The organism is Clostridium sp. AWRP (genome assembly GCF_004006395.2).
Taxonomy (GTDB): domain Bacteria; phylum Bacillota; class Clostridia; order Clostridiales; family Clostridiaceae; genus Clostridium_B.
The window spans coordinates 2,264,683-2,278,855 of the sequence record NZ_CP029758.2 but is presented as its reverse complement, the minus strand read 5'-3'; the positions used below and the strand labels follow the sequence as shown (position 1 = coordinate 2,278,855).

Sequence of the window (14,173 nt, the reverse complement as noted above, 5' to 3'; positions counted from 1 at the left end):
ATAATGTTTACATAAAATACATTCAATGATTAATAATAAATTTTATCTAGGAAAGAAGGTGAGCAATTTTGCTAACAGAACAGCGCCATAAGATAATATTAGAGAAATTAAAGCAAAATGGGATTGTAAAGGTTAACGATTTAGTAAACCTTTTAAATACATCTGAATCTACTATAAGACGTGATTTAACTTATCTTGAAAATACAAATGTACTAAAGAGAATTCATGGTGGTGCTACCATGCCAAAAGGCCGTCTCATAGAACCAACTTATAACGAAAAACAAATTCAAAATGTAGAACAAAAAAGAAAAATAGCAAAATTTGCAGCATCTTGTATAGAAGAAGGAGATTGTATATATTTAGATGCAGGAACTTCTACTTTTGAAATGATTCAATATATAAACAAAAAATCTTTGATAGTAGTAACTAATGGATTAAATCATATAAATGCTATTATTGAAAACAATATAAATGGATATATACTAGGAGGAAAAGTTAAAAATAGTACAAAAGCTGTTATAGGATGTGATGCACTTAAAAGTATTGAAAAATTTAGATTTGACAAATGCTTTTTAGGTATAAACGGTATTCATCTAAAATACGGATTTACTACTCCCGACTCTGAAGAAGCTATACTTAAAGAAAATGCCATTAAACATTCAGATCAAAGCTACATCCTTGCAGATGAGAGTAAATTTGGAGAAGTAAGTTTTGTAAAGGTAGGAAATTTAGATCAGGCTTCTATAATTACAGACTGTAAAATAGAAAATTATGAAAAATATATACAAAAAACTAAAGTAAAGGTTGTGACAGATTAATGATATATACAGTAACCTTAAATCCTTCAATAGACTATGTTATACAAACTGATAACTTAATTTTAGGCTCCATAAATAGAGTTGTAAATGAAAAAAAATATGCCGGTGGAAAAGGAATAAATGTGTCCAGAGTTCTAAGCAATCTTGGAACACCAAGTAAAGCATTGGGATTCATAGGTGGATTTACTGGCAAGTTTATAGAGGATTTTCTTAAAGATTCTGGCATTCTTACAGATTTTATACAAGTTAGTGAAGATACAAGAATAAATATAAAACTTAAATCCAATCAAGAAACTGAAATAAATGCTGCAGGACCACATATAGATAGTTGCAATTTAAATGAACTATTCAAAAAAATAGAAAATTTAAAACCGGAAGATTTTATAGTACTTGCAGGAAATGTACAAAAATCTATACCATCCAATATATATTCTATAATTCAAGAAAAATGTAAAAACAGTAAAGTTATAGTAGATACTACCGGAGGTGCTCTTACTTCTACATTAAAATATAAACCATTTCTAATAAAACCTAATATACATGAACTTGGAGACATATTTGATGTAGAAATTAAAGATATGAAAAATTGTATTTATTATGCCAATAAATTAAAAGATATGGGTGCCCAAAACATAATAATTTCAATGGGAAAGCATGGTGCTCTGCTTTTATGTGATGAAGGCATTTACACTGCTTCTGCACCAAAAGGAGAAGTAAGAAATTCCGTAGGTGCTGGTGATTCCGTTGTAGCTGGTTTTCTTGCCCAATATACAAAAAGTTTTAACATAGTTGAAAGTTTTAGATATGGTGCTGCTTCCGGAAGTGCAACTGCTTTTTCTAAAGATTTATGTAAAAAAGAGGATGTTGAGAATTTACTTTCTAATGTACAAATAGCTAAACTTTAACAGTTTAAAAGCTTTGCAAAGCTTCGTAAGTTAAAAATTAAGAATGAAAAATTAATAGTGAAGGATGATTTTTAGCTGTCGCAAAAAATCTTTAAATTTATATAAATAAGCAATGTTTCGCTTTAGCAAAACGAGTGATGAAAAGCTTAATCAAAGATTTTTTGTAGTGTAACGGAAAAAAATCCACCTTCACTGCCCACTATCAATTGTCAATTTTCAACTAATTAAATTGTTTCACAATTTTTTATATTAAACCAAAATTTTTATATGTGCAAAAGTTGAAATATTAATTTACAATGGAGGTAAAATTATGAAAATCACTGAACTTTTAGAAGAAAGTACAATAAAACTTAAATTAGAATCAAATAGCAAATTAGAAGTAATAGACGAACTTATAAGTATACTCGATTCAGCTGGGAAATTAAACAATAAAGAGGAATATAAAAAACAGATACTTAAAAGAGAATCTGAGTTCTCTACAGGAATAGGAGAAGGTATAGCAATTCCCCACGCAAAAACAGCAGCCGTAAAAATTCCTTCCTTAGCTTTTGGAATAAAAAAAGAAGGATTAGACTACGAATCCTTAGATGGAACCGATGCCCAATTATTTTTTATGATAGCAGCAAGCGAAGGTGCCGATAATGAACATTTAGATACCCTTGCCAGATTATCCAGTATGCTTATGAATGAAGAATTCAAAAACAAACTTATAAATGCAAAATCTAAAGATGAAGTATTAAATCTCATAGATAAACAAGAAGCTGAATATGTAAAATCTAAAAATCATAGCACTACATCTAAAGAAAACAATATAAGTAAATCACCTAGTAAATTAGTATTAGCAGTTACAGCTTGTCCTACAGGCATAGCACATACATATATGGCGGCAGATGCTTTAAATAACAAAGCTAAAGATATGGGAATTGAAATTAAGGTAGAAACAAATGGATCTACTGGTGTAAAAAATAAGCTTACTGATGAAGACATACAAAAGGCAGATGGCATAATTGTAGCTGCAGATAAGCAAGTTGAAATGACAAGATTTAATGGCAAAAAATTAATCCAGGTATCCGTATCTGATGCAATTAAAGATCCTGAAGGACTTATAAATAAAGCTTTAAGAGATGATCTTCCTACATATCATTCAGATAAAAAAGTTGAAGGATCTAAATTAGATAAAAAACAGCGAACAGGTTTTTATAAACATCTGATGAATGGTGTTTCAAATATGCTTCCCTTCGTCGTAGGTGGAGGTATACTTATAGCTATATCATTTATGTTTGGCATTAAAAGCTTTGATCCTAAAGATCCGTCTTTTAATGTTGTGGCCAAGCTATTACATGATATAGGCGGTACTTACGCATTTTCTCTTATGGTACCTGTACTTGCTGGTTTTATTGGAATGAGTATAGCAGATAGACCTGGTTTTGCACCTGCTATGGTTGGAGGTTTTATAGCAGCTAATAATGGAGCTGGATTTCTAGGTGGATTAATTGCTGGATTTTTAGGTGGTTATGTTGTTATATTACTAAAGAAAGTCTTTTCTGGACTACCTGCTTCACTTGAAGGTATAAAGCCTGTACTTCTATATCCCTTATTTGGAATATTAATTACCGGAGCCATAATGCTTTTGTTTATTGTAAATCCTGTAAAAGCTATAAATACAGCTCTAGAACAATGGCTTGGATCAATGGGAACAACCAATAAAGTTATTTTAGGAATTATATTAGGTGGAATGATGGCTGTAGACATGGGAGGCCCTGTAAATAAAGCAGCTTATACTTTTGGAATAGCCATGATAGCTGCAGGTAAATTCACCCCTCATGCTGCAATAATGGCAGGTGGAATGGTTCCTCCTCTTGGAATTGCTATTGCTACTACATTTTTTAAACATAAGTTTACAAGAGAAGAAAGAGATGCAGGAAAAACTTGTTATATAATGGGAGCTACTTTTATAACCGAAGGTGCTATACCATTTGCAGCTTCAGACCCTGCAAGAGTAATCCCTGCATCTGTAGTGGGAGCTGCTGTTGCTGGAGGATTATCCATGATGTTCAACATAGGACTTCCTGCACCTCACGGCGGCATATTCGTAATACCAATAGTTAGCGGTAATCCACTCTTATATGTATTTGCTATATTAATAGGTTCTTTTATAACCGCATCCTTATTAGGCTTTATGAAAAAAACCTTGGATTAAAAATTACAATTATTATTTTTTATAGAAGATGTTTCTGGGAACCTCCCAGAAACATCTTCTATTTTTAAAATTAAATATTCTAATTCAAATTACTTACCAAGAGTTGCTAAAATAACAGCTTCTATATTTTTTCGTTTTGCATTAGGTGGAACACTGCAAGCTGAGTTCATAATAAAGCCATCATGATCTTTAAATAATTCCACAAGATCCTTAGCATACTTGTAACAGTCTTCAGGTGTACCAACTGATGTAAATGCTGGAGGCACGTTGCCGGTAATACACATCTTGTCTCCCAGTATTTCTTTAATTTTTCGAATATCAGTTACATGATCAGGATCCCATATACACTGAGCTTTAGGGAATTCCCTAAAGTAAGGTAAAAATGCTTCCCAGTTACCGTCCATATGGAACCACGTTTTTACATTATTTTCCTGCATTACAGGCACTAGCTTTTGATGATATGTGAAATAGAATTTCTCAAAAATTTTGGGTGATATAAAGTCACATCCGCATCGGCTTCCACCTATGAATCCATATACACCAGGAATAGCTTTCATAGCTTTAACCGTATTTTTTAATTCTGCCTCTTCCATAACATCTAATGCTGCCCTAACTTTGTCAGGCATACGATATAAATCCCTAAAGAACTTAGACAATTTACGTGCACCACTTAAAGTTTCAAATGGTGGTATAGGTAATAATCCACCGGACATGCCAACCGTTGTTTTTCCAAGAGAAGCTATTCTTTTTTGAAGTTTTCCAACATACCCCATATCCATTTGAGGAAGCTCTTCTGGATGATATCCAATTCTATTATAGAGTTCTTTCTTCATATATTCCCAGCCTTTGTCTATAATTGTATCATAGTCTTCTTCTGTCATAGGTCCTTGTTCATCAATCTGCCATAGTACATTATCACCTAATTCACGTCCAGGCACTTTCATCTTTGCAAACCACATAGCTGCAAAACTTTGCAGAAAAGTTTCCATAGGTATTCCTGTACATGTGGGAGCTGAATCCATTTCATCGAGTATAGGAAGCTCTGCAGCCTCTATAAGTTTTTCATCCACTAATTCAGGTCTTCTCCAATAATCAGCAATAGTCATTGTAGGATCTATAAAATTATAATACATCTGTCCAGAAAGAAATATTGGAATTCTATCTGTTTTCTCCATATTAAGTGCAGCCATAACCCTTTTATTACGTATTTCAGTCATTTTTTGTGGTATCATTTTATTACACCCCCATATTTTTTACATTTCATATACAATTAGTTGTTCATTATTTTTCATTTCAATTGACTCTATTATAATTTTAGTTATTGACACATTTAATTTACTTTGAGTATAATTTATCTGAGTACTTTAACTGATATTATTAATTTAGAATAAGTCTGGCAGGATTTATACCAAATCGTATCAGTATGTACTCTTTTTTAATAACATTTGTATATAAAACACATCCCTATCTTTTGTATTATTTTCCACAAGTTGCAGAAAGCATAGCTTTTACATTTTCTACTTTAGCATTTGCAGGAAGCATACACCCTGCAGCCATAATAAATCCGTCAGGACCAATTTCTTTCATAAGGCGCATACAGTAAGCATGTACTTCATCTGCTGTACCTAACGTTAAAAGCGATGGAGAAACATCTCCCATAATACACATATGACCATCTAAAACTTTTTTTGCCTTAAATATATCTGTTGTACTATCCGGTGAAAAAATGCACTTAGCTTTTGGAAGTTCCAAAAAGTAATCCAGAAAACGATCCCAACACATATCTAAATGGAGATATGCAAATGATCCTTCATCCACTACTACTTCTACTATCTTTTTAAGGTATGGCCACATAAATCTGTCAAATAATTTTAATGACAAAAAATCTCCAGCTGCACGAGCTGCTCCAACAAACACTGTCAAAGGCTTAACCTCACGTATCTGTTGTCTTAAACTCTCCAAAGTATCTTCTAAAATTACATCAAGGGCAGCTTGTACTTTATCAGGCATCCTATATAGATCCCTCATAAACTTTGATATGGAACGTGCTCCGCTTATAGTTTCAAAAGGAGGTAGAGCTACAGCTTCCGTTAAAATTACATATCCCTCATCCACAATTTTTTTATTCAACTTAGGAGCAAGTGGCATAAAATATTCAATATCTTTATAAAGGTTTCCCAACCTTTCCTTTATAAATTTTTGTGAAAAATAATTCCATCCTTTATCTATAATCGTGTCATAATCTTCTTCTGTCATAAGACCTTTTTCATCAATTTGCCATAAAGTATCACAAGGAAGTTCTCTACCTGGAAGCTTAGTTGGCGAAAGGTACACTGTACCCATCATAGGTGGAAAGTCTGCTCCACCTTGTATACAATCTACTACTCCAAGAGATTTTACCGCCTTCAAAATTAAGGAGTTTCCATATTCTACATTAGTAACCATATCGGATAATTTTCCACCTGCATATTTAACACAAAAGGCAGATGAATTCATAGAAAAAGGAGGTCTATCATTTTTTTGCAATGTTATGGCTGCCTTTATTCTATTTAAACGTTCACTATACAGTTCTTCTGTAGTTTTCATTTTATTACACCCCCATGGCTTTTTTACAAAAATCTACAGTTTGCTGTGCATCCTTACAAACTAAATCTGCACCCATATATTTTCCTGCCGCATCGTCTACAGGGCCACCTCCAACTAGAATCTTTAAATCTTTTCTAAGTCCTGCATCTTCTATTTCCTTTATGCACTGTTTTACATTGTCAAAGCAAGTAGTCAAAAGGCAGGATATTCCTATTACCTTTGGCTTATATTGCTTTATAGCCTCAATGTATTTTGATGTAGGCACATCAACACCTAAATCCTTTACATCAAACCCATTACTTTTCATTACCGTAGTTACTATATTCTTTCCTATATCGTGTATATCATCGTAAATAGTTCCCATTACAAATATGCCATTGCTTGATCCAGTGGACTCTCCCAATCCTCCAATGATTTCTGAAGCTTCATTAAAAACTTCTGCCGACATAATGAGTTCAGATAAAAAATATTCCTTTTTTTCAAATCTGTTTCCTACAATCCCCATTCCTTCCTGTAAATCTGCTATTATATCTAATACTGGTGTTCCATTTTCTTTTTGTGCCTTTACCTCTGATAAGACAACGTCTTCATCTAAGTCAGCCATTGCATCAACTAACTTTTTACTCATAACATTTCCCCCTTTAATATAAAGTAATTACTTGTTCAATAACAGGATAACATATATATTATGGAAATTCACCCTGCATAATGAATAAATATAGCATATTTATTTATACATTATGAGTATTTTCAATAAGCAGCCATCAGATAAAAATATGCTTCCTTGAAATAAACAGTTTTGTTGTTTTAACTATTCATCACAAAGGAAGCATATAGAGATTTTAATTTTCTACTTTTCTTATTCTAATTTTTTCTTGCTTTAATTTCTTCTTGCATCTTTTCAAGACTATCAGGTGTAATTTTATAAAGTAACACAATGAAAATCAATCCTACTATCATGATAATTGCTGGAATTAATGCCATTCCATTCTTTATACCTGATACTAATTGGGCTGTAGGCTTCATATTTGCAACATATCCTGCACCCACAAGGACAGCTGTTATAATAACACTTCTTAAAAATATTGCAATTTTAATTGGGAAACTTATTAATGACATAATAAATCCTCGTGCATTTTTTCCAGTTTTCCATTCTCCATATTCCACAGTGGATGAATACATAGCAACACCTAACGCATCAGGGATTCCATATCCTAAATATGCTACAAGCATCAATACTATAAATGACATATAATTCATTGGTAAAGCCCATACAATAAGTAATCCAACTATAAATATTACAAGTGATAAAATATAAGTATTTCTTTCTCCAATTTTTTTAGCAAGCGGATTTGTAATAACAGCACCCAAAAGGCATACTATACTAAGACCTGTAAAAAATACAGTAACTACTGCCAAATTATTAACAACATATTTAAAATAATAAAACGCCATTCCAAAAATAATAAACCTTCCTAAATATCTTCCAAGTTCACCTAATAACAATCCTATAAGAGGAGGATTTACTACTATTTGTTTTAGCATCTCACCTATAGACATTTTTTCTTCTGATTTACCTGTTTGAGTTGAAACTCCAGCATTTGCATAGTCTTTAGTCATAAAAAATAATATATAATAGCATCCCATCATAAGAATACCTGCAATTGCAACGGTAAAAGTATATCCACCTGCAGGATTGCCGATAGCTTTACCTATCATCAATATTAAAGGCATACTTAACAAAGAAAAGCAAATATTGCCTAATGAATTAAACATACCTCTGTTTGATGCCATAGCAATTCTTTCTTCCCTTACTTCTGTCATAGAAGAGTTCATTGCTATATGTCCTGCATAAAAAACATTCCAAATTAAATGACTTACTATAAATCCTATTGAAATTATAACTGCATTTACCCCTGCAGAACCTATCTTGGAAAATTGTAAAATATAAAATAGTACTGCAAAAGGAGGTCCTACTAATAGCCATGAACGATATTTCCCCCACTTCAAGTTGGTTTTTTCCAAGATAACTCCTGCAGTAGGAACCCATACAAGATCAAATATACTTGTAATCATCAACACAGTTCCTGCTAGAGCTGCGGATATTTTTGCGTAATCAGTTAAAAATGCAGCAAAATAATAGATTTCCACATTTACAAATAACTGAAACCCAAAGGATGGTACACCATAAAAATTAATAATAGATTTTTTCAATTTCTTTTCCATAATATTCTCCTTTCATAATATATTTTAGAAAATCCTATTGCCTTTGGTTTATATTGTTTTATAACCTCAATGTACTTTGATGTAGGTACATCAACGCCTAAATCCTTTACATCAGACCTATTGTTCTCCATTACTGTAGTTACTATACTCTTTCCTATATCATCATAAATAATTTCCATTTCTTTCTGTAGATCTACTATTATATCTAATATTGGTGTACCATTTTTTTCTGTACCTTTACCTCTGATAAGATAACGTTTCCATCTAAGTCTTCCATTTATCAACTAGTTTTTTACTCACAATACTTCCCCCCTTTAATAAAAAATAATATTGATGTTAACTTATGCTAATATTAGCATATCATGTATATTTATATAATTCAACTTATATAATGTTTAAATTCATCAAATTTATTTATAATTGTGAATATTCCTTTTAGATATTATTTTCAGTAAATTATAAAAATACATGATATAAATAAGAGGAACTATTAAAAATAGCCCCTTATTCAATCAATATCAATCCATAACAATTTATTTCATTTTTACTTTCACTTTTTTCACCTTTCAATACCTCTATAGGGAAACCACTTTCCCTTACAGTTGCAAATACATCTATACCACAAGCTTCCATAGAAGGTCTAGCTTCCTGTGGATGTGCACAATGTTCCATATTGCATTTCTCACACAATCTGCAAGGCCCTGCACCAAATCCAAATGCCTTATAATAACCTGAAAGGAAAATTTCATTTTCCAATTTATTTATAATTTTTGTAGTAGCTTCAAGATCTAATTTAGATTGTACTATCAATCCAGTACTATAACAATCGATTATATTTTGAGTTTCCTTATAAGAAGGAGTCTTTGGAGGACAACAATAACTTGTATTATAATTTTTACAACCATACTTACACTTTAATATTGTCCATGCCCCTGTTTTTATAGTATCTGTACTTATTATTTTAGCATTATATGCCCCAAGTTCTTTTGCTTTTTCCACATATTTTATCATGTCACTTTTCATTTCAAATTTCCCCTTTCCCATAAATATGATTTTTATATATTTATTATAACATTTTACAATTAGTGTGGTTAATTTGTCTTAATATCTAATACCGCCTTTTTGCATAAAATGCTTTTAAAAATTCATATTCAAAATTTTCATGTACATTCTTATGTATAAGTTAGTTCCATATTCTTAGCCATGTACTTTAAAATCATATAATAATTTAAAATTCACTTAGAATGTGATATTATACTTATATGACATTCTACTGATTTAAAAATTCATAAATCAATTTTAACAAAACTTAAATTATAAAAAGGAGAATTTATATGAAATACTATTCACTTATGGCTATCGGGTTGTATATACTTATCTTGCTTTTAATCGGATATTATTCTTACCGGAAAACCCATGATATTTCAGACTATATGCTTGGAAGTAGAAGTCTAAGCCCTATGGTTACAGCATTATCTGCTGGTGCAAGTGATATGAGCGGCTGGATGCTTATGGGGCTTCCCGGTGCTGTATATACTACAGGTATTTCCAGTATGTGGCTTGGAATTGGTTTAACTATAGGAGCTTATTTTAATTATCTACTATTAGCCCCACGATTTAGAATTTACACGGAAGTATCAAATGACTCTTTAACCGTGCCAGATTATTTACAAAACAGATTTAAGGATAATGCTAATATGCTGAGGCTTGTATCAGGAATAATAATTCTCGTTTTCTTCACTTTATACGTTTCTTCAGGTATCGTAGCCGGCGGAAAATTATTTAGGGACATCTTTGGATTTACATATACATCAGGAGTAATAGTTACACTGTCTATAGTTGTAATATATACATATTTTGGTGGTTTTTTAGCAGTAAGTCTCACTGACTTTTTCCAGGGAAGTATTATGTTTGTAGTTCTCATCATGGTACCTATAGTTGCATACATGAATATAGGAGTAGATCCAGGGACCTTTGTAAGTAAAGTAAAACATATCAATCCAGCGCTATTTGATATACTTAGAGGAACAAGTTTTTCTACTATTATTGGATTTTTAGCCTGGGGACTTGGTTACTTTGGACAACCTCATATTATTGTACGTTTTATGGCAATAAAATCTGCAAAAGAATTAAAATCTGCAAGGAGAATAGGCATAAGCTGGATGACTATTGGCCTTTTAGGTGCAATAAGCAGTGGACTTATAGGTCTTGTATATTTTACAATGCACAATCAACCTCTAAAAGATCCTGAAATGGTATTCCTGCGTCTTGGTGATATATTATTCCATCCATTTATTACAGGTATAATACTATCTGCAGTACTTGCTGCTATTATGAGTACTATTTCTTCCCAGCTTTTAGTTTGCTCCAGTTCTATTACAAAAGATTTTTATCTTACATTTTTAAATAAGGAAGCACCTGAACACACTCAGGTATTTATAGGAAGAATATCTGTACTTGTCGTTGCAGCTGCTGCAGTTTTATTTGCTTATGTTCCAAATAAAACTATCCTAAGTATAGTAGGACAGGCATGGGCAGGTTTTGGTTCTGCTTTTGGTCCAACTCTTTTAATAAGTCTCTACTGGAAGAGAATGACCAAATGGGGAGCTTTATCTGGAATGGTTGTAGGTGGCTTAACTGTTATAATATGGATTGTATCAGGGTTATCTGCCCATTTATATGAGATGATTCCTGGCTTTACCTTATCTCTAATATCCATCATAGTTGTAAGTCTTTTGACTAAAAAACCTGATGAAGCTGTAAATAAAGAATTTAAATCTATGGAAGAAAAGTTGAACTTGATGTAATTATTTAAATAAGAGATACTTACTATTATAAAGTTGGGTATCTCTTATTTTATTACCATCATACTCATAATGTGGTACTATTTATGTTGACATTGTTGGTCTATAGTGATAGACTCGGAATATAGCAAGTCTATTACTATAGACCGAAAGGAGATATATCGTGGAACAGTTCAACCTTTGTGAAAGTGAATATCGTTTTGCAAGTATTGTTTGGGAAAATGAGCCTCTTGGCTCCGGTGAGCTTGTAAAACTTTGCAAGCAAATTCTTGGCTGGAAAAAATCTACAACATATACAGTTTTGAAAAAATTATGCTGTCGCAAAATATTGAAGAATGAGAATGCAATAGTAACATCAGTGATAAAACAAAAAGAAGTACAAAAATTTGAAAGCGAGCAATTTATAAATAGAACCTTTAACGGTTCACTTCCTCAATTTATAACAGCATTTATGAATGATAAAAAATTAAGTAAGAAAGAAGCTGATGAGCTTAAAAATTTAATCGACAGTTATGAGGAGGAGTAAAAATGGAACTTTTACTACAAAGGTTATTTGTTGATGTAATCAACATGAGTCTTACAGCAAGTTATGCTATCTTATTTGTTCTTGCTGCCAGACTAATTTTAAAAAGAGCTCCTAAAATCTTTTCCTACGTCTTATGGATAGTTGTACTATTTCGGCTCATCTGTCCTTTTTCCTTTTCCTCCGTTTTCAGCTTTTTACAAGGAGCAAGTTTAGATTCAGGCAAAATGGAGTATATTTCTTCAAATATTGTAATGACTCCTCAACCACAGATTGACAATGGAACAGAAATGGTGAATTCGTCCATTAACACCACTCTACCTGCTGGTATAAGTCATGCCAGTAATGATTCCATTCATATAGTTCTATTTGCCTTCTCAGTTATTTGGTTTTTAGGTATCTTACTACTAATTATTTACAATATAGTATTCTATGTGAGGTTGAAGCATAAAATTTATACTGCAGTACTTGTAAAAAATAATATATTTGAATGTGAAACTATTTTATCTCCCTTTGTACTTGGATTTATAAAACCTAAAATATATCTGCCTATAGGCCTTAACAAAATAGAACAAAGCTATATTCTAAAGCATGAGCAAATACATATAAAAAGATATGATTATATAATAAAACTTATTGCCTTTTTAGCATTGTGCCTTCACTGGTTCAATCCTCTTGTATGGCTTAGTTTTATGCTCATGAGTAAAGACATGGAAATGTCCTGTGACGAGCAAGTTCTAAAAGAACTAGGTACGGGTATAAAAAAGGATTACAGTACGTCCCTATTATCTATGTCGATAAATAATAGGGCTATAAAAGGAATCCCTATTGCTTTTGGAGAAAATAATACAAAAGCAAGAATTAAGAACGTTCTTAATTACAAAAAACCTGTTTTTTGGGTACTCTTAACTGCAGTAATTGCTGTTATATGTGTCAGCATTGGACTTATGACCAATCCAAGAAATATTCAGGGATCTCAAAACGACTTTGCCAAAAAAATATATGAATACCAGACTCCCTACACGGGGGATAACAGCAAAGTAGTTACTATAGTAAAAAATTTGCTTATACCAGAAATATTAACCTATAAAAAAGTACAACTTTTTACAGATAAGGAGCCCTACACTATACAGATAACTTATGAAACCACCCGCCAGGCCAAACGATGTTTTTTAACAAAAGATAATCAAACTGTTTTTGATCAAAATGCTGCTTTAATTTTTGCTTTGATAGGTAACGTAAAGCAAGTAAATTTCATCTTAAGTAATGAGGGTGATTATGATCAAACGATCCAGCGAACTAGAACCTGGGCAAATAGCACTATGACTAAAGATGTATATGGAACCTCTTCTACACTTGAAGGATTCATTACTTTATACAAAAATATTATGAATAAGTTTATAACATATAATTCTCTTCCGACTTTACTTGAAAGTGGTAAAGAAATAAATATTAAAAGTATGAATAATATTTCACAAGCATCCAATTACAATAAAGTAGAAGTAAATAATCAATTCTACTTTATGTATAAAAAAGATGGAAAATATTATATAGAAAAGCCTCACAAATTTATTAATGAACTCACAGAAGAAACATATAAAAAGATTTATGCACTAATTGTCTCCCAACACCGCTATGAAAATATTAAACATGAACTACTTCTGGATTCAAGAAAATACTCTATGCAAAATACCCTTAAAGACAGTTGTATTCTTGATGGCGATGGCTGTATTAATTCTGGTAGTAAAATAGCAAATAAATTTATTTCTGATACTCAAAAGGGAAAAAAATCATCCCTTAAAATTGTTCACACCATGGGAAATGGTTATACAATATTCACCAAAATAATTTATGATGGTAAAAGCTATTATGGAGTTGAGTATAGTTTAATGAATTCATTTGCAGGTAACCACAGCTGCTATTACGAATTTAACTATAAATATCTAAAAACATTTGACTTTTCAGGCTATAAATATACCTATTTACTGCAAGATAATAATGTAACATTTAGAAATATAGATAAAAGTATATCCTCAAAAAATTCCAATGACTGGATAGATTTCCATTCCCTTTGTTCTTTTATAAAATAAATACGGGGTTGTTACACTAAA

12 protein-coding genes are annotated in these 14,173 nt (G+C 31.7%); 6 read left to right on the top strand and 6 right to left on the bottom strand.

What is annotated here, in order from left to right; all coding sequences use genetic code 11:
• The first annotated feature begins 68 nt into the window (after positions 1-68).
• From DMR38_RS10540 to DMR38_RS10530, 3 genes are all read left to right on the top strand, one after another.
• The gene (locus DMR38_RS10540; RefSeq protein WP_127721282.1) at positions 69-818 is read left to right on the top strand and encodes a DeoR/GlpR family DNA-binding transcription regulator; all 750 of its coding nucleotides are present in this window, start codon (positions 69-71) and stop codon (positions 816-818) included.
• Positions 818-1,723, top strand: a complete 906-nt coding sequence (gene pfkB / locus DMR38_RS10535) for a 1-phosphofructokinase (RefSeq protein WP_127721281.1) — start codon at positions 818-820, stop codon at positions 1,721-1,723. Before DMR38_RS10540 ends, pfkB begins: the two co-directional genes overlap by 1 nt.
• 310 nt (positions 1,724-2,033) lie before the next feature.
• Positions 2,034-3,923, top strand: coding sequence for a PTS fructose transporter subunit IIABC (locus DMR38_RS10530; protein WP_127721280.1), 1,890 nt, complete (start codon positions 2,034-2,036; stop codon positions 3,921-3,923).
• A gap of 89 nt (positions 3,924-4,012) precedes the next feature.
• Here DMR38_RS10530 and DMR38_RS10525 read toward each other — a convergent pair whose 3' ends face one another.
• The 6 genes from DMR38_RS10525 to DMR38_RS10500 all read right to left on the bottom strand — a co-directional run bounded on the left by DMR38_RS10525 (position 4,013) and on the right by DMR38_RS10500 (position 9,758).
• Positions 4,013-5,155 (bottom strand): uroporphyrinogen decarboxylase family protein, encoded by a 1,143-nt coding sequence (locus tag DMR38_RS10525; RefSeq protein WP_127721279.1) that lies wholly within the window; start codon positions 5,153-5,155, stop codon positions 4,013-4,015.
• A gap of 244 nt (positions 5,156-5,399) precedes the next feature.
• On the bottom strand, positions 5,400-6,509 hold the full coding sequence (locus DMR38_RS10520) for a uroporphyrinogen decarboxylase family protein (protein ID WP_127721278.1): 1,110 nt from the start codon (positions 6,507-6,509) through the stop codon (positions 5,400-5,402).
• 4 nt (positions 6,510-6,513) lie between these two features.
• Positions 6,514-7,137, bottom strand: coding sequence for a cobalamin-dependent protein (locus DMR38_RS10515; RefSeq protein WP_127721277.1), 624 nt, complete (start codon positions 7,135-7,137; stop codon positions 6,514-6,516).
• Between the two features lie 236 nt (positions 7,138-7,373).
• Entirely contained in the window at positions 7,374-8,735 is a 1,362-nt protein-coding gene (locus DMR38_RS10510; protein ID WP_127721276.1) for a glycoside-pentoside-hexuronide (GPH):cation symporter, read from the bottom strand.
• Positions 8,720-9,019, bottom strand: coding sequence for a hypothetical protein (locus DMR38_RS10505; RefSeq protein WP_243124547.1), 300 nt, complete (start codon positions 9,017-9,019; stop codon positions 8,720-8,722). The genes DMR38_RS10510 and DMR38_RS10505 overlap by 16 nt, the downstream gene beginning before the upstream one ends.
• Positions 9,020-9,239: 220 nt before the next feature.
• Positions 9,240-9,758, bottom strand: coding sequence for a DUF2284 domain-containing protein (locus tag DMR38_RS10500; RefSeq protein WP_207670784.1), 519 nt, complete (start codon positions 9,756-9,758; stop codon positions 9,240-9,242).
• A 311-nt stretch (positions 9,759-10,069) separates the two neighbouring features.
• Here DMR38_RS10500 and putP point away from each other — a divergent pair, with 311 nt between their 5' ends.
• From putP to DMR38_RS10485, 3 genes are all read left to right on the top strand, one after another.
• The gene (putP, locus tag DMR38_RS10495) at positions 10,070-11,542 is read left to right on the top strand and encodes a sodium/proline symporter PutP (protein ID WP_127721275.1); all 1,473 of its coding nucleotides are present in this window, start codon (positions 10,070-10,072) and stop codon (positions 11,540-11,542) included.
• Between the two features lie 160 nt (positions 11,543-11,702).
• On the top strand, positions 11,703-12,065 hold the full coding sequence (locus DMR38_RS10490; RefSeq protein WP_127721274.1) for a BlaI/MecI/CopY family transcriptional regulator: 363 nt from the start codon (positions 11,703-11,705) through the stop codon (positions 12,063-12,065).
• A 2-nt stretch (positions 12,066-12,067) separates the two neighbouring features.
• Positions 12,068-14,152 carry a M56 family metallopeptidase gene (locus DMR38_RS10485; RefSeq protein ID WP_127721273.1) on the top strand — a complete coding sequence of 695 codons (2,085 nt, stop codon included), beginning with the start codon at positions 12,068-12,070 and terminating at the stop codon, positions 14,150-14,152.
• Positions 14,153-14,173: the final 21 nt, after the last annotated feature.

Excerpts from the sequence above, each read along its gene's own strand:
- pfkB (WP_127721281.1), top strand. The coding sequence starts at position 818 with ATGATATATACAGTAACCTTAAATCCTTCAATAGACTATGTTATACAA.
- DMR38_RS10530 (WP_127721280.1), top strand. The coding sequence starts at position 2,034 with ATGAAAATCACTGAACTTTTAGAAGAAAGTACAATAAAACTTAAATTA.
- DMR38_RS10525 (WP_127721279.1), bottom strand. The coding sequence starts at position 5,155 with ATGATACCACAAAAAATGACTGAAATACGTAATAAAAGGGTTATGGCT.
- DMR38_RS10520 (WP_127721278.1), bottom strand. The coding sequence starts at position 6,509 with ATGAAAACTACAGAAGAACTGTATAGTGAACGTTTAAATAGAATAAAG.
- DMR38_RS10515 (WP_127721277.1), bottom strand. The coding sequence starts at position 7,137 with ATGAGTAAAAAGTTAGTTGATGCAATGGCTGACTTAGATGAAGACGTT.
- DMR38_RS10510 (WP_127721276.1), bottom strand. The coding sequence starts at position 8,735 with ATGGAAAAGAAATTGAAAAAATCTATTATTAATTTTTATGGTGTACCA.
- DMR38_RS10500 (WP_207670784.1), bottom strand. The coding sequence starts at position 9,758 with ATGAAAAGTGACATGATAAAATATGTGGAAAAAGCAAAAGAACTTGGG.
- putP (WP_127721275.1), top strand. The coding sequence starts at position 10,070 with ATGAAATACTATTCACTTATGGCTATCGGGTTGTATATACTTATCTTG.
- DMR38_RS10485 (WP_127721273.1), top strand. The coding sequence starts at position 12,068 with ATGGAACTTTTACTACAAAGGTTATTTGTTGATGTAATCAACATGAGT.